Source organism: Candidatus Methanoliparum sp. LAM-1, assembly GCF_020885915.1.
In the GTDB taxonomy this organism is placed as follows: Archaea; Halobacteriota; Methanoliparia; order Methanoliparales; family Methanoliparaceae; genus Methanoliparum; species Methanoliparum thermophilum.
Genome location: NZ_AP025251.1, coordinates 476,020 through 492,892 on the forward strand (window position 1 = coordinate 476,020; position 16,873 = coordinate 492,892).

16 protein-coding genes and 1 tRNA gene are annotated in these 16,873 nt (G+C 34.5%); 9 read left to right on the forward strand and 8 right to left on the reverse strand.

The genetic code is table 11. The annotated features are described in order from the left end of the window. Positions 1–65 precede the first annotated feature (65 nt). Together LPC15_RS02635 and LPC15_RS02640 are read left to right on the forward strand one after the other, a co-directional pair. Entirely contained in the window at positions 66–443 is a 378-nt protein-coding gene (locus LPC15_RS02635; protein WP_229235164.1) for a 30S ribosomal protein S8e, read from the forward strand. Between the two features lie 128 nt (positions 444–571). Then, positions 572–1,054, forward strand: a complete 483-nt coding sequence (locus tag LPC15_RS02640; RefSeq protein ID WP_229235165.1) for an adenosine-specific kinase — start codon at positions 572–574, stop codon at positions 1,052–1,054. 239 nt (positions 1,055–1,293) lie between these two features. Here the strand turns inward: LPC15_RS02640 and LPC15_RS02645 are convergent. The 6 genes from LPC15_RS02645 to LPC15_RS02670 all read right to left on the reverse strand — a co-directional run bounded on the left by LPC15_RS02645 (position 1,294) and on the right by LPC15_RS02670 (position 7,311). After that, positions 1,294–1,378 (reverse strand) — tRNA-Ser (locus LPC15_RS02645). An 8-nt stretch (positions 1,379–1,386) separates the two neighbouring features. Continuing rightward, positions 1,387–2,562, reverse strand: coding sequence for a sugar phosphate nucleotidyltransferase (locus LPC15_RS02650; RefSeq protein ID WP_229235166.1), 1,176 nt, complete (start codon positions 2,560–2,562; stop codon positions 1,387–1,389). A 6-nt stretch (positions 2,563–2,568) separates the two neighbouring features. Then, positions 2,569–3,732, reverse strand: a complete 1,164-nt coding sequence (gene dnaJ / locus LPC15_RS02655; protein ID WP_229235167.1) for a molecular chaperone DnaJ — start codon at positions 3,730–3,732, stop codon at positions 2,569–2,571. A 211-nt stretch (positions 3,733–3,943) separates the two neighbouring features. After that, positions 3,944–5,803: a molecular chaperone DnaK gene (gene dnaK, locus LPC15_RS02660; protein ID WP_229235168.1), complete on the reverse strand. Its 1,860-nt coding sequence runs from the start codon at positions 5,801–5,803 to the stop codon at positions 3,944–3,946. Further along, on the reverse strand, positions 5,796–6,368 hold the full coding sequence (locus LPC15_RS02665; protein WP_229235169.1) for a nucleotide exchange factor GrpE: 573 nt from the start codon (positions 6,366–6,368) through the stop codon (positions 5,796–5,798). Before LPC15_RS02665 ends, dnaK begins: the two co-directional genes overlap by 8 nt. A 181-nt stretch (positions 6,369–6,549) precedes the next feature. Beyond that, positions 6,550–7,311, reverse strand: a complete 762-nt coding sequence (locus LPC15_RS02670) for a hypothetical protein (RefSeq protein ID WP_229235170.1) — start codon at positions 7,309–7,311, stop codon at positions 6,550–6,552. 150 nt (positions 7,312–7,461) lie between these two features. On the opposite strand from LPC15_RS02670, the gene LPC15_RS02675 reads away from it, so the two are divergent. From LPC15_RS02675 to gatE, 3 genes are all read left to right on the forward strand, one after another. Continuing rightward, positions 7,462–7,893, forward strand: coding sequence for a hypothetical protein (locus LPC15_RS02675; protein WP_229235171.1), 432 nt, complete (start codon positions 7,462–7,464; stop codon positions 7,891–7,893). Positions 7,894–7,907: 14 nt separating this feature from the next. Continuing rightward, positions 7,908–8,609 (forward strand): YiiX/YebB-like N1pC/P60 family cysteine hydrolase, encoded by a 702-nt coding sequence (locus tag LPC15_RS02680; RefSeq protein ID WP_229235172.1) that lies wholly within the window; start codon positions 7,908–7,910, stop codon positions 8,607–8,609. A gap of 204 nt (positions 8,610–8,813) precedes the next feature. Continuing rightward, entirely contained in the window at positions 8,814–10,622 is a 1,809-nt protein-coding gene (gene gatE, locus LPC15_RS02685) for a Glu-tRNA(Gln) amidotransferase subunit GatE (protein ID WP_229235173.1), read from the forward strand. Between the two features lie 4 nt (positions 10,623–10,626). Here the strand turns inward: gatE and LPC15_RS02690 are convergent, their stop codons facing one another. Both LPC15_RS02690 and cofC read right to left on the reverse strand, forming a co-directional pair. Further along, complete coding sequence (locus LPC15_RS02690; RefSeq protein ID WP_229235174.1) at positions 10,627–11,829, reverse strand: potassium channel family protein; 1,203 nt, start codon at positions 11,827–11,829, stop codon at positions 10,627–10,629. A gap of 102 nt (positions 11,830–11,931) precedes the next feature. Further along, complete coding sequence (cofC, locus tag LPC15_RS02695; protein WP_229235175.1) at positions 11,932–12,618, reverse strand: 2-phospho-L-lactate guanylyltransferase; 687 nt, start codon at positions 12,616–12,618, stop codon at positions 11,932–11,934. A 62-nt stretch (positions 12,619–12,680) separates the two neighbouring features. Between cofC and cofG the strand changes: the two genes are divergently transcribed. The 4 genes from cofG (at position 12,681) to cdhC (ending at position 16,872) form a co-directional block, all read left to right on the forward strand. Beyond that, complete coding sequence (gene cofG / locus LPC15_RS02700; RefSeq protein ID WP_229235176.1) at positions 12,681–13,673, forward strand: 7,8-didemethyl-8-hydroxy-5-deazariboflavin synthase subunit CofG; 993 nt, start codon at positions 12,681–12,683, stop codon at positions 13,671–13,673. Beyond that, entirely contained in the window at positions 13,642–14,721 is a 1,080-nt protein-coding gene (gene cofH / locus LPC15_RS02705) for a 5-amino-6-(D-ribitylamino)uracil--L-tyrosine 4-hydroxyphenyl transferase CofH (RefSeq protein WP_229235177.1), read from the forward strand. The genes cofG and cofH overlap by 32 nt, the downstream gene beginning before the upstream one ends. Before the next feature lie 5 nt (positions 14,722–14,726). Further along, positions 14,727–15,362, forward strand: coding sequence for a VTT domain-containing protein (locus LPC15_RS02710; protein WP_229235178.1), 636 nt, complete (start codon positions 14,727–14,729; stop codon positions 15,360–15,362). Positions 15,363–15,465: 103 nt separating this feature from the next. Further along, entirely contained in the window at positions 15,466–16,872 is a 1,407-nt protein-coding gene (gene cdhC / locus LPC15_RS02715; RefSeq protein ID WP_229235179.1) for a CO dehydrogenase/CO-methylating acetyl-CoA synthase complex subunit beta, read from the forward strand. Position 16,873 lies beyond the last annotated feature (1 nt).

Genomic DNA, 16,873 nt, shown 5'->3' on the forward strand with positions numbered 1-16,873 from the left:
TTGAAGATATGAGATGTAAAAATATTTATATAGAAGAATAACACTTTATTTTTAGGTTATATAAAATGAGTTGGCAAGGTAGATCTAAAAGGAAATATACTGGTGGGAAGCATAAGAAAAATAGGAAGAGAAGAATCTATGAAAAAGGTAGAGATTTCTTACCGTTGGTTATAGGTGAGGTTAAGAGGAAAAAAAATAGAGTTCGTGGTGGCGGAGAAAAATTGATCCTTCTTTCGCATAATAAAATAAATGTGACAGATTTAAAGACAGGTATCACTAAAAATGTGGAGATAAAGACTGTAACAGAAAATTCAGCAAACCCACATTTTGTTCGTAGGAATATTATCACGAAAGGAGCGATAATTGAGACGGAGTTAGGTAAGGCAAAAGTAACAAGCCGTCCAGGACAAAATGGAGTTTTAAATGGTATCTTAATCGAATAAAGAATGTAAAAAAGCCGAGTAAATCTTTATAATCTTGTAAATTTTACTGAAAGATCAATACTGTTTCTGTTTTGTTTTTTACGGACGTTCATAATTTTAATTTATAAGAAAGTATTATTAATATAAGTATGGATTTAAAAATAGTAAAAATAGAACCGATCGATGGGGTAAACATAATATTAGGCCAAGCGCATTTTATAAAGACGGTAGAAGACCTGCATGAGGCTATAGTGGGTACTGTTCCGGGAGTGAAATTTGGAATAGGATTTTGTGAAGCCTCTGCTAAAAGGTTGATCCGACATTCTGGTAACGATTCAGATTTAGAAAAACTCGCTATGAATAAAGCGTTTGAAATAGGTGCAGGTCATTCTTTTATTATATATTTGAAAGATGCATATCCGATAAACATTATGAGGTCGATAAAAGAGGTTCCAGAGGTATGTAATATATACTGTGCTACAGCAAACCCGATAGAAGTAATAATCGTTGAAACAAATCTTGGCCGTGGCATATTAGGAATAATAGATGGATATACTCCGAAAGGGATTGAAGGAATGGAGGAGGTGGAAGAAAGAAAAAAATTTTTAAGAGATATCGGTTATAAGCTCTGAACGATCCTTAGCCCATCCCGAACTTTTGGATCTTTTTCTCTCATCAATAATCTCTCAATTATTTCATTACATTCTGTAATGGTGAGAAGATAACACCCAATATCGAGTATATATACCCCACTTATCCTTCCTCCTATTGTTTTTTAAATTTTTAACGATGATATCAGCTATCTTTTAATTTTAATGCTGAATTCCTATATCAACTTATAAACTTTTCGTTGTTATATTCGATACAAAAACGCTGGGGAAGGGATTCGAACCCTTGCATTCCAAAGGAACAACGAGTCTCGAGCTCGTCGCTTTAGTCCGCTCAGCCACCCCAGCAAGATTATTTATGACCCATTGACAGATGTATCATAATTATCGTTTAATATATCCTCTGATACGACAGATCCAGGTGGTATTTCTACATCGGGCCATATCTTAACATACGATTTTATCTTTGATTTATCACCTACTACCACCCTCGGCCCTATCACAACACCCGTCTCTACCACGCAGTCTCTGCCTATTGTCGTATTGTTATCAATTATTGTACTTGAGACGACTGAGCCGCTCTTGATTATAATATGATCATAGAATATCGTAGAGAGTATCCGTGAGTCACTCTCTATTATGCAATTAGATCCGATAGAAGTGAATGGAGAGATCAGGACATCGTTACCTATGACCGTTCTCTCGCCTATAATCGTTGGTCCTACGATAGAAGTATTATAACCGATTCTTACTCCATTTTTTACAGTTATAGGCCCCCTTATGTTTCCATTGGATAAAAAATCACCTGTTATCTCTGTTCTGTTCATATCTCGTAATTTCCATGAGTTTGCATCTTTATACATTTTAATACTGCCTATATCGCTCCATTTTCCAGGTGAAAGCCAGCCAATCAGCTTCTTACCATTCTCGAGAAAGGTTGGGAATAAATCTTTAGCAAAATCATATTTTTTGTTACTGGGTATCCAATCAAATATCTCAGGATCACAGACATAAATCCCGGTACTTGCCAGATTGCTAAATATCTCACCCGGTTTTGGCTTCTCTTTAAACTTTTTAATATCGTTCGATACATCTATCTCGACTATACCAAAATCGGTTGGATCATCCGTACAGGTAATAGCTATGGTAGCAATGGACGTATTTTTTTTATGAAAATTATAAATTTCCTTTAAATTAAAATCTAAAGCTATATCTCCACCCATAACCAAAAAAGCACCGTCATCCAGATATTTTTTTGCATTTTTTACGCTACCAGCCGTCCCGAGTTTTTTATCCTCAAAACTATAAGTTATATGTGCCCCAAATAAAGCCCCGTCATTCAAATATTCTTTTATCTGTTCTCCTTGATACCCAAGTGTTATAACTATATCATCAAAACCGCTCGCCACCAAGCTTTCCACCAAATGTTGTATTGTTGGTTTATTTAATAAAGGAACCATTGGTTTCGGTCTATCAAATGTAAGCGGTCTTAATCTGGTTCCTTTACCTCCACATAATATACAGGCTTTCATCGCAGATTACTTGAATATCCTTCCAAATATTTGTTTTTTATTCTTAGATACAGCAGAGTCAAATTCTTCAATAAGCTCTTTCTCTTTTTGTGTCAATTTTTTAGGTATTTTTACCTTTACTTTGACATACATATCTCCTAATCTCGATACGCCCAACCCTTTTAAAACAAAAGTAGTATGAGATTGAGTTCCTGGCGGTATCTTTAACTCGGCTTTTTTGCCATCTAGAGTAGGTACCTCTATCTTATCACCGAGTGCCAGTTGGCCAAAACTCACAGGAATTTCACAGTATAAATCGTCCCCTTTTCGTTTGAAAAATTTATCTTCTTTAACATGTATTTCGACATAAAGATCCCCTTCCAATCCTGGACCATCCCCAACCTCGCCTTCTCTTGGAATTTTTAACCGTACCCCGTTGTCTACACCTGGAGGTATCTTTATCTCTATCGTTTTGGATCGAGTTATCTTTCCTTCTCCTTTACATGTTGGACAGGGATCCGTAATGATATCCCCCCTCCCGCCACAATCCGGACAGGTTATAATATTTACAATCCGACCATAAGCAGTCCTTCGGATATTTTGAACCTGTCCCGTACCATTACATCTAGGACAGGTCTGAGGAGGTACGCCTGCCTTGGTCTTTGTACCATTACATTCTGGACACAGTTCGTTTTTTTGTACACTTATTTTTTTTTCTGCACCAAAAACGGCCTCTTTAAGATCTATCTCAAGATGATAGATTAAATCAGCGCCCCTTCTCTGTCTCGCTCTCGGGCTTCTATCTTCAAAATGCTGAGTAAATAAATCTTCAAATAGGTTACTACCTCTTCCTCGGCTACTAAAAGATCCAAAACCGAAGAAATCGGATATTATGTCTCCTAAGCCAAGGTCTCTAAAGATATCACTGAAATCTGCTCCTCTAAATATATCTTCTGTAGAATATCCTCTCATACCCTCTTCTCCATACATATCGTATTTTCTTCTTTTCTCCTCATCTGAGAGGACAGCATACGCTTCAGATATCTTTTTAAATTTATCAGCTGCACCGGGCTCTTTATTAATATCGGGATGATACTTTTTTGCAAGATTTCTGTACGCTTTTTTTATCTCGTCTATACTTGCGTCTCTTGATACACCTAATATCTCATAGTAATCCTTTGCCATTACCATATCACCATTATTTCAAGAATCTTTTAATCTATAAAAATTATCTTATCTTTTATAACTTTTGGATAATAACAAGATTTTTAAATTTATTATTTATCTACGATACAAGAAAACGATATCAACATACATTAGTAAAAAATAAGAGGAGATAAATAATATTTTGTATTTCACATAATATCTCCTCTTTCATTCTTATTTTTTGAAAAAAGTAAATTTAATCTTTTATTTTGTAATCCGCATCTATAACATCTTCTTCGCTTTTACCAGTATCTTCTTTCTCCTCTGATTTACTACTACCAGTTGCTTGCTGTTGTTGTTGATAAATAATCTCCCCAATCTTCTGAGACGCCTCTATAAGCTCCTTCTGTTTCTCTCGTATCTTAGCGATATCCCTTTGTTCTACCGCCTCTTTGAGCTCATTCTTTATAATCTCAATCTTACCACGAGATTCTGAATCTATCTTATCACCGTACTCTCGCAAAGTCTTCTCCGTTGTATAAACAAGAGAGTCAGCATTATTTATGAGCTCTATCTCCTCTCTTCTTTTTTTATCTTCTTCTGCAAACCGTTCAGCCTCTTTTATCTTCTCATTTATCTCTTTCTCATCTAATTTTTGAGGAGCCGTAATGGTTATCGATTTCTCTTTCCCGGTACCTAAATCTTTAGCAGATACATGTAATATACCATTCTCATCTATATCAAAAGTAACTTCTATCTGAGGAACACCTCTAGGCGCTGGAGGGATACCTGACAAGGTAAACCTACCTAAAGATGTATTATCTTTAGCCATTGCTCGTTCACCTTGGAGAACATGTATCTCGACGGTACTCTGATTATCTTCAGCGGTAGTAAATATCTGGCTCTTTTTGGTAGGAATAGTAGTATTACGCTCAATTAATTTTGTAAATACTCCTCCAAGGGTTTCTATACCTAAAGAGAGCGGAATAACATCCAATAGCAGAACATCTTTGACCTCTCCTGCTAAAATTCCACCTTGGATGGCAGCACCAATTGCGACACATTCCATAGGATCTATTCCACCTTCAGGTGGTACTTTTGTGATATCCTCAACAAACTTTCTTACAATAGGCATTCTGGTCGGACCGCCCACAAGTATAACCTTATCCACCTTATCGATCTTTGCATCTTTTATAGCCTGTTCAACAGGATTTCTACATCTCTCTACGATCGGCTCTACAAGCGATTCTAATTTAGATCTCGTTATCTTCATTATAAGATGTTTTGGTCCTGTGTTATCAGCAGTTATATAAGGTAAATTTATCTCAGTCTCAAGCGTGCTGCTTAATTCAATCTTTGCTCGCTCTACCGCATCTTTAAGCCTTATCATAGCACTTTTATCGTTTCTTAGATCGATCCCTTCCTCTTTTTTAAATTCTTCCAAGCAATAGTTCATCAATGCTTCATCCATATCTGTTCCGCCAAGATTGGTATCACCACTGGTAGATTTTACATTAAATACTCCCTCTCCGTATTCCATTATTGTACAATCAAGAGTACCTGAACCAAAATCGAATACTAATATGTTGAGATTCTCTTTTTCTTCTTTATCTATACCGTAAGCCAATGCTGCAGCTGTTGGCTCGTTCACTAAACGTCTTACGTTAAATCCTGCAATCTTTCCCGCATCTTTTGTTGCCTGTCTCTGATTATCATTAAAGTAAGCAGGTACAGTTATAACCGCATCATTAACAGGTTCTCCTAAAAATGCTTCCGCATCTTTTTTAATCTTTCTCAGAATAAAAGCAGATATCTCCTGTGGAGTGTACTCTTTACCATATATCTTTACTTTATAGTCGAGCCCCATCTTTCTTTTAATACCATAGACCGTACCTTCTGGATTTTTTATTGCCTGCCTTCTTGCAGGCTCACCAACTAATACCTGCCCATCTTTTGTAAAAGCTACATAGGATGGGACAGCTTTACCATAAGGGGTCATACCTTCCTCTGCCGGAATAATAGTTGGTTTTCCACCAAGAATCACTGCCGCAGCGGAATTAGTAGTCCCTAAATCTATTCCAATAATCTTTTCTTTTTTAGCTTTTTTTTCAGACATTTTTATTCACCTCTTTATCTCTTTTTTTTGATACTACAACAAGAGGATATCGTATAACCTTTGAATTTAGTTTATAGCCTTTTCTTACTATATCAACGATGATATCCTCTTCTTTTTGATCATCTTCTATAACAGAAGCAACTTCGTGAATGAAAGGATCGTATTTTTGTCCTATACACTCTATTTCAGTTACTCCATAGCTCTCTAATATCTTACTAAGTTGATCATAGATAAGTTTAATACCTTTTAATCTCTCTTCTTCTTTAGTATTTATCCAATCTTTTATACATTTTTCCAAATTCTCATGAACATCGATCAATTCCAAAACCAACGACTCTGCCGCGACTTTTCGATAATCATCTACCTTTTTATCTATAGCTTTCTTGTAATTATCGAATTCTGCCTGTAAATATTTTAGTTTTTTTAAATATTCCAAGGATTTCGCTTTTTCTTCCTCCAATTCCTTCCTCAATGAGTGGATCTCTACCTCTGCATCTGTATTAGAGACTAAATCGTCCTTGTTATGATCTATTGTTGCTTCCTGTTTTTTATCATCTTTATTCATACGTTATTTCTCCCTTATCATCCTACTTGCAAAGACCCTAACAAATAGTTAGTGATATTATTATATATAAAACTTTCGTTAATTTTGTTAATGTCGAATATACTCTAAATTTTAAGCCAAGATGCTCTATAAAAAACCAAAAATAAAAAGATTGAATAAAAATAAGTGATATTAACTTTATTTACAATTTTTTTCGTGGAGGCACTCTTTTTCTTCTGATGGATAGTACTATTACAATAACTATTATTACTAATACAACAACTATAGAAACGATTGCCTGAGTTCTTGTTTTATCCTGTTTAATGCTCTGCCTCTCACCTTCTGCCTTTTCAAGCGTTGCATCTATATCAGATATTATCTGTTCAACATTTTGTATGTTACGTTTAACAGATATAAAATCCCCTTTATTATATAAATTATTTGCCTCCGTATTGAGCTTGGTAGCCTCATTTAATTTATTTTGTATATCTGTGACATTAACACCGTCTTTTTCAAGTGTTTTTGCTGTAAGTTTCATATCGTTTATAATCTCATCATTTTTATAAATTATTTGAAGAATACTACTTGTTCCGTAGACTTTGGATAACCTACTATCTATTACTCTGTTAGATTCTTTATCGATAATATAAATCAGAGATATCGTCTTATCAGAAATATCAATAGGAGTTTTACCACTTAAATGTACAGTAACAGTCTTGCTATCTAATTTTGGAAGAATGAAAGTAGGACCTTTACCGTTTAGTAAAATCGTTTCTCCGCCATCCTTAATCTCTATAGTCCATACCGGATCTATCAATTGAGTATTAAGTTCTAATTTTTCGTTAAATGATAAATCTCGTATACAAAATTCCAGATTTACCTGTTCTGACGGATATAACGTACTTTCTGGAAATTTTGATATATACTCTATAGATGCAGCAGTTCCGGGAAGCGCAACGATCAACAATACAAAGCAACTAATTATTGATATTTTTATAAAATTTTTCACATTAAAAAATTCTTTCCTCTCTATATTAAACTTTTTGGTTAAAGATCAACTCGTTTTATTTTAATAACAAAAATTATATATTATAGAATAATCATAAAAATTATCATGAGTGACTATAGCAATATAGAATCTCCGAACATTTTTTTAGATATAATCGGTAAAATTTCCGAAAATATAATGCCAATGATGCTAAACATGGCAAAGTCTATTATTTCTCCAGAAATGCTAAAATCGACCATAAATATATTTTCAAATGCACTAAAAGCGATGGATGTGAGAAAAATTCTGTCATCGATCAATATTCCATATATTATGAGTACTTTGGTTCCCTTTGTTAAAGGAATCTCTGATTTTGTGCTTGATTTATTCGGCTCGATGATAAGTAGGTTTTTAGATCTTATGAATCCGTTTTTCCAGATAATATATCGTTTTATAGATTTTTTAAGCCCGGTTATCTATTTTCTGGCTAGACCGATCGGTGAGATATTAGATAAATTTGTAAGCGGATTAGAAGCAATTTTTGGACCCGTACCATGATCAGGAGGTAAAAAATGAGTGATAAAACACCTATTGAAAAAATTTCCGATGTAATAAATGATTTTGCTAATCACACGGTCAGTGCAATCGCTAAAACTTATTATGCTATAAACCCGGATAAAAAACCGACTTATGCCGGAGTTGGGAATGATCTTGACCTGAGTCTTTTGGAGGTAGGAGATATAATAAGTGTGCATGGAATCAATTCACCAGAGGTTGCTGGATTATTACGACCAATTACAAAGTTGATCTTAGGATTTATGTCCGGTTCTCACTGGTGTCACACTGCAATATATGCAGGGAATGGAGAGATAATAGAAGCATGGGCACCCTGTGTAAGAAAGGTTGATGCAGAAATATTGAGGACGGCGGATGATGTAGAGGTTCGTAGGGTCAATACCACAGAAGATATCAAGAAGAAAGCAGTGAAGTTTTGTGAGAGTAAGATAGGATTACCTTACAATTACAACTGGATGTTTGTAATTCCCATATTTTATCCATCGGCTAAAAAGATCGAGAATGACAAATACTACTGTAGCGAGCTTGTCTGGGCTGCATATAAAGTTGCAGGTAATATAGATATCAATGCTTATCCCGAGTTTAAGATCACTCCGCCGATCTGTGGTTATGCGATTGCCCCTCAAAATATAGCGGATAATGATAAATTAGAGGTTATAGCAAGGGCTGATGGAAGAAAAAGTTTAAATAATCATTAAATCTTTTTATTATAAATTTAAATTTTTAGTAGATATATCTGTTTTTATTTTATTATAAGAATATAAGTGATCATATTACAAAATCATATTATAAGAAACTATTATAATAATGTAATAATGTCTGACTAGCAATTAACGTTTTATGATCAACATAGTTGGATATATATTTAAATACTAATTTTAAAATTTCTAGGTGTTATATTTATGCAACTGGATTATGAATTGTTAGGATTTAAAGCAGGTTTGGAGATTCATCAACAGTTAGATACTACAGAAAAATTATTCTGTAGATGCCCACCTATTTTAAAGGATGTTAAAGATGCAAAATATAGCTTTAGTAGGTATCTAAGACTATCTGAGAGCGAGTTAGGAGAAAAAGACAAAGCTGCAATAGAGGAGGAGAAAAAGGAGAAAAAGATAAGATATATCGGCTACGATACCACCTGTTTGGTAGAGGCGGATGAAGAGCCTCCAGGTCCGTTAAATACCGAAGCACTCGATATAGCGTTAGTCATATCTCTTCTTATGAATATGCATCCTGTAGATAAAGTATTTACGATGAGAAAGATAGTATTGGACGGATCAAATACATCTGGTTTTCAAAGAACGGCTTACATATCTTCAAATGGGATGATAAAATCCAATTTTGGAAATGTCTCGATATCTTCTCTTTGTTTAGAAGAAGATGCAGCACAAAAGATAGATAATGCCGATAAGAATGAGGATACATACTCTCTTGATAGATTGGGTATTCCTCTTGTAGAGATCAGTACCGCAGCAGATATAAAGTCATTGAAACAGTTAAGGGAGGTTGCAGAGAAGATAGGGATGATATTAAGATCTACTGAAAAGGTTAAGCGGGGTCTAGGGACAATAAGACAGGATGTAAATATCTCTATAAAGGATGGTGCGAGAGTAGAGATAAAAGGAGTACAAGACCTCAGATCTTTAGAAGAGGTGGCTAAAAATGAGGTTATTAGACAAATTAACTTATTAAACATAAAAAAAACGCTTAAAGAAAGATGTGCAACCGTTAATAAAAAAATATTTAATGTTTCAGGAGATGATACCTTTGCGATAAATTTAAAAAAATTTGGTAATCTTCCTGAGATAGAAAGAGAATTTGATACTCGGTTAAAGAAATTTAATCCAGATTATTATGCCATCATATCTAACGATAAAGATGCTAAATTAATAGGATTAAAGGAGGAGATAGACTATAAAAACGGAGATTTAGCAATTGTTGTACGGGACAAAAGGAAAAAAGCTATATCTATACTTAATTCTATTCTTGAACGGGCAGATTATTTTTTAATAGGCGTTCCTGAAGAGACGAGGAGAGCTCTTCCTGACAACACTTCTGAATATATGAGGCCTCTACCTGGAGCCGCACGAATGTATCCTGAGACGGATGTTGAGCCGATAATAATAGATCGGGACAAGATAGAAAGAATAAAAGAGAATTTACCTGAATTGATCGATCATAGAACCGAGAGATATATTAAGGATTATCTAATTAGCGAAGAATTGGCATCACTCATTTCGAGATCGAAAAACTACAGGTTTTTTGAAGATGTCGTAAATAAGTATAACCTCCCTCCGACCCTAGTAATACGAACGTTGGAGATAATACCTCAAGAATTAAAAAGAAATAATATTCCTGTGGAAAATATAACTAAGAATCATTTTATCTCTCTTTTCAGGATAATTCAGTCAAAAGAGATTGCTAAAGAGGGAATACCGCAAATTTTAGAATTTTTAGCAAAAAATCCTGATAAATCTGTGGAAGATGCGATAAAATATATAGGCCTAAATACCGTAGATCTGGCAGATATTGAGGAGTATATTGATAAAATAATAGAAGAAAAGCGCGATTTATTGATTAATAAGAGAGATTTATCCTTTTCTCCACTTATGGGTGTAGTTATGAAAGAGTTTAGAGGAAAGGTAGATGGAAAAAAGATTAGCGATATATTAAAGAGAAAGATTGATGAATTTATTAAAAATATTTGACTTTTTAATCTCCTCCTTTTTTATTAATACTCATCTTTTTTAACTCTTTTTCCCCTTCTCTAGTCCCTTTAGCAATTATTATATCTCCCTCTTTTATTACAAAGTTTAAATAATTGGATGGATAAAATATCCATAATTTATCTCTTCTTATAGCAATAACATCCATACCAATATCCGTCTCCAAATTAAGATCATCAAGTATTCTACCATCTAATTCTGATCCGTTTTCTACCATTACAGCAGTTATTATCTCATCTGCTTCTTTTAAAGCCAATATCAATGCAGGATGGGTATCTATTTCCCTGAAGAGGATATCTACCATCTCGTTAGCAGCATCAGATATGATCTCTGCAGAGTTTGAAAAACCAAGTAGGCATCTCAATCCATCGTAATTGTCTGTATTTTTCGCATTTTTAAGTGTGAGCAATTCTAACTCGTAGTGCATCTCATCCATTTTAGATTCTATCTTTCTGACCTCATAAGCCAAATCTTTACTGTTAAACAACAATGCTCCATATGCAAGGCTGACGGCTAACTCAAAGAGATTCTTCATCTCTGTTATAAGTTCAGTCATGTCATCAAGTCCATCGTTCACATATTCCTCTATTATCTCATCTGTTGTATAAGGAACGCATGTTGCAAGTTCATATAATATTGGAACACCATCATCTGGTCCTTCTGAAATTATTATATCGTTTGGTAGTAATCTGGTATTTTTATCTACGTTAAATATCCATTTATTATTCCTTCTTAATGCGATAACCTTCATTCCAGTCTCTGTTTCTAGTCTCAATTCTTCTAAAGTTTTTCCAGCCAAAGGAGATTTTTCATTGATATCTACTCTCGTTACCGTCTCTTTTGTCTCTTTAAGCGAAGAAATAATACTTTTAGGTATCTTCATATCTTTTAATACTAGTTTTGCTATATCTCCTGCCGCGTTGGATATTATTTCTGCAGAATTAGCAACCTGTAACACACCAGCCATCTCTTCCGCCTCACTTACGTTTCTGGCTCCTAGTGTTGCAGATATTCGTACGTGGTATGTATAACAATCCATTATCTCTTCGAGATGTAAGACCTCTTTTGCTATATCTTTACTATGATACAACATCGAGTAATATGCCAAATCTATCATCAATTCGGATGTATCTTTCATCTTCTTTATCAAATCCTTAACGCTATATGCTCTATATTCTATTCTTCTCATCAAGGAAGGTACACCTTTTACATCAAATCATATAATTATATTAAGGTAACTATACTTATAATTTAAAAAGATACTTAATAAATATATATTATTATGACAACGTTATTCTCTCATCAAGGTGATCTTTTCTCCTTTACTAACAGCCATAAATCCCAATTTTTCCAAGTATTTTTTTGATTCCCCGTCTCCAAAAACCAATAAATCGAGAAGATCCTCTTTTTCATCTATATCCGTACCTGCAAGTAGGGAATCGTATAGATGATACGATAATCCATTGTCTATAGCGATTTTCTCGTGGTTTTTAAAACTTATACCATAGTAATCTACCTTAAATTTAGAAGGATTTTTAATAAAAAGTATGTTCGTTCCTCCTTTTCGTCCTGGAGTGATAACAATATCTTCTTTTCTATTTATTATCTCTTGAACCACGGTAACATTTATCAAAGGTAAATCGGACATTAATATCAACAAAGGGTTGTTTTTCGAGCTTTTAATAGATATAATCTCATTAAGTGCCTCGTTCAGTTTTTTTGTATTGATAATTATTTCAAATCGTTTATAGATAAAATCAGGGAGGTCGTTGGTCGTCGTTAAGATGGATATATTAATATCTCTAAATCTTCTTTGCAGGTTAGAATATTCATCCTTATGAAGTTCTTCAAGCGTGGTTAACACGTCATAAAGCATTTTTAATGCAAACTCTTCCCTTTCTTCTAAGGTCATTATATTAGAAAGCCTTGATTTAGCCCCTTTCCATTTAAATGGTATTATTATATCTAATTTATCCATTTTGAATGCGCTTCTAAATAATAAAAAATAAATATATCCTCTTTAATACTCTTTTCGTATCGATGAAATATGTAACTTTTTCCAAAAATGTATTCATTCCAGTAACGAATATCTGTAGAAATAATTGTTTATACTGTGGATTTAAAAAGAATATAAACGATAAAGGTGCTTTTTTACTTAGTTTTGGCAACGTTGAAAAGATCTTAAAAAAAGGTCTGAAAGAAGGATGTATAGAAGCGATGTTCACATTTGGCGAGTATCCCAACGAGGTGGACGGTTTTAAAAATCTGCTCGAAAAGGAAGGATACGATGACTTTATAAAATATGTCAAAGACCTCTGCCTTCTTGCGTTAGATACGAATATGCTTCCGCATACCAACCCTGGATCTATATCTTTTGATGAACTTGATATATTAAAAGATGTGAACGCGAGCATGGGTCTTATGTTAGAAGAAGCGGCCATGCTCAAGGTACACAAAAACAGCCCTGGTAAAGATCCTACGCTTAGAATAAAAACTATAAAAGATGCAGGAATGTTAAAGATACCTTTTACTACTGGTATTCTTATCGGGATTGGTGAGAGTAAAGAGGATCGAATAAGGTCTTTAAAGATAATCAGAGATTTACATGACAGGTACAACCATATTCAGGAAGTGATCATTCAGAATTTTATACCTAAAAAGGGAACCTTTATGGAGTATTATAATTCACCATCCGTGGAAGAGATAAAAGAGATTTTAAGGATTGCAAGAGGTATTCTTCCAGATGATATCTCGATTCAGATACCACCAAACCTTATCTCGCTTAATTTATTACCTGAATTGATGAGATATGGTGCAAATGATCTAGGCGGGATCTCAACAGTTACTTTAGATTATATAAACCCAGAATCACGCTGGCCGACCGAGAAAGAATTAAAGTATATATTAAAAGATTTTATATTAAAAGAGAGATTACCGATATATCCTAAATTTGTAAAGTATGGATGGTATAGCAAAAAAGTAGGGAGGGTAATTGAAAACTATGCAGACAAAGATGGGTTTAAAAAAAAATGAGATAGATGAACTCATTGATAAAGCTTGGAAAGGCAATTTAGAACGTAACAACGTTATTGCCCTGTATAATGTAAATCCAATAATTTTGTTTCAATTAGCCGATTCTATGAGGAAAAAAGTAGTAGGAGATTATGTAACGTACGTTATTAACCGAAACATAAATTTTACCGATATCTGTATAGATGATTGTGCTTTCTGCTCGTTCAGATATAACGAAGGATACATACTATCTATCGAGGAGATTCTTGCAAAAGCAGATGAAGCAGTAGAACGTGGTGCAACGGAGGTCTGCATACAGGGTGGATTGTTGGAAGGTATGGGATTGGAAGATTATAAACTGATCGTTACATCGATAAAAGATAGGTTCCCTTCGTTACATATACATGCATTCTCGCCGATGGAGGTCTATCATGCTGCAAGAACATCCGAAATGGATTTTAGAGATGTATTAAAAGAACTTAAAAAAGCCGGGCTTGGATCTATGCCTGGAACTGCTGCCGAGATACTCGTCGATAGTGTAAGATCAAAAATTTGTCCACATAAGATATCATCGGATAAATGGGAGGAGATTATTAAAGAAGCTCATAGATACGGGATACCTACCACTTCTACTATAATGTATGGACATATAGAGTCTATAGAAGATAGGATCGATCATATTCTTAGGATAAAAAGGATTCAAAAAGAGACCGGTGGGTTTACCGAATTTGTCTTACTTCCTTTTATGAGTAAAAACAACGCTTTAGGCAGAATAGCAGATAAAAGAAGTGGAATAGATGACATGAAGATGCATGCAATATCAAGAGTTCTTTTATATAATGTTATAAATAATATTCAGGCGTCATGGGTTAAATTGGGTCTTGATATGGCTCAATTAAGCCTTTTGTTTGGTGTAAATGATTTGGGTGGTACTTTAATGGAGGAAAAAATATCGAAATCTTCTGGATCCGAGGTAGGTGAGTATCTCTCACCGGAAGATATGGAAAAACTTATATTAAAAGCTGGTAGGATACCTCGTAGACGAGATACACTCTATTTTATGGTTTAATAATTTTGAAGAGATTTAAAGAATTAAAGATATTCAAAGTTATGCAATCTAACAAGTTGCTTAGATCGATATTGATCCTTACTTTAATAGGTCTAGTTATTGTTGTTATAGGTCTTATCCTGCTCTGGGTTTTTATGCCAGAGGGTGCGACGATATCCGATAGCATTTCCAGTTTAGGGATAGATTTTGAAAGATTGTTACAGTATGGATATCCTGGTCTTTTTTTAATTACACTGATTGCAGGGACTTTTATTCCGATGGGAAGTCCTATTGCAATTGGAATGGCTGGAATGCTCGGTATGGAAAAGATACCAACAGTCTTTTGTGCTGGGTTTGGGTATACCATCGGTATACATATCGATTATTTCTTGGCTAAACTGCTTGGAGAACCTTTTGTTATAAAAAGAGTGTCAGAAGAGACGTATAACGAGATTACAAATTGGTGGAATAAATGGGGTTTTGCTCTTCTCATAATCTTTGCCATCTGGCCTGGTTCTCCTCTTGACCTTGTTGCATTGATCTGTGGATTATTTAGATTCAGATTATGTTATTTTACACCAATAGTATTATTTAATAGTTTTTGGGGTTCGTATTTTTTCGTTTATATCGGGTTATCCGTTGCATCTATATTCGGATGGTAAAAAGATAATTTTATTTATAGCTTTTTATGTGATTGAAATGATAAGGTTTTTATAGTGTTATATAACAACGTATCTAAAATAAAAATAAAAAGGTGATTAAAAGATGGCTGAAGAGTTTCCCTTTGATATAAGTCCGATGTATGAAGGGGAAAGAATAAGAGGAAAAGACTTCTATGTGGAATTGGGTGGGCCTAAGAAACCAGGATTCGAACTTGTACGAGTTGCACCGATGGACGAAGTGGAAGATGGAAAATTTACTTTAATAGGTCCAGACGTACCGGATATACCTGAAGGATCCAGTATCGCTTTTGCACAGATATATAAAGTCGCTGGAGAAAAATTAGAAGAGGCATTAGAAGGCGTTTTAGAGAGGAGAGTTCATGATTTCCAGAATTATATTCAGGGATTCATGCATTTGAACCAGAGATACGATATATGGCTAAGATTAAGTAAAGAGGATGTTAAAAAAGGAGTAACGTTTAAGACGATTGCAGATGCTACTATGATGTTGTTCCGAAACGAATTACCATTTATAGAAAAAATGGAAGCAATTTATATTACAGACGAAGAAAAAGTAAATGAACAGATACATGAAGCAAAAGAGATATATAAAAAGAGGGATGAGAGAACAAAAGGACTTCATGATGAGGATGTCGATACATTTTATGGATGTACTTTATGCCAATCATTTGCACCGACAAGCTGCTGTTGTGTATCTCCAGACAGAATATCCCTTTGTGGAGCGATAACTTGGGCTGATGGAAGAGCTGCAGCTAAAATTGATCCTGAAGGACCAAATTTTGCTATACCTAAAGGAGAATGTATTAATCCGATAACTGGAGAATATACTGGTGTTAGCGATATGGTTAAAGAGAAATCTGGTGGTGCTTATGATCGTATGACTTTACACTCATTCTTTGATGCGCCACATACTTCTTGTGGTTGTTTTGAAGTTATAGGGTTCTATATTCCGGAAGTAGATGGTATCGGCTGGGTGGATAGAGATTTTCCAGGAAAAGCACCAAACGGTCTAACCTTTGCTAACATGGCAGGACAAGCTGGTGGTGGTAAACAGATAGTTGGTTTCCTTGGTGTTGGTATTGGTTATTTTGGTTCTGAAAAATTTATACAGGCAGATGGTGGGTTATACAGGACTGTATGGTTGGCTTCCACACTTAGAAAAAGAATAGAAGAGAATATACCAGAAGATCTAAAAGATAAAATTGCCGATGAGAGCATACCAGACATTGATTCACTAAAGAAGTTTTTATTGAAAGTGAATCATCCTGTCGTTACCGGTGTTATAAGAAAGGTGGATAATAAACAGATTACCGAAGGATGGACACTTAAAAAGATAACAGGAAAAATCAAAAACGATGTTTTAAAATACATAGAAGAGTCCGGCGGGGATATAGATCTAGATGATGTGGCAGATAAATTGGCATTGAGCGAAAAACAGTTCATGCAGGTTGTAGATAAATTGGTTGAAGAAGGATATATAGAGATGTAAT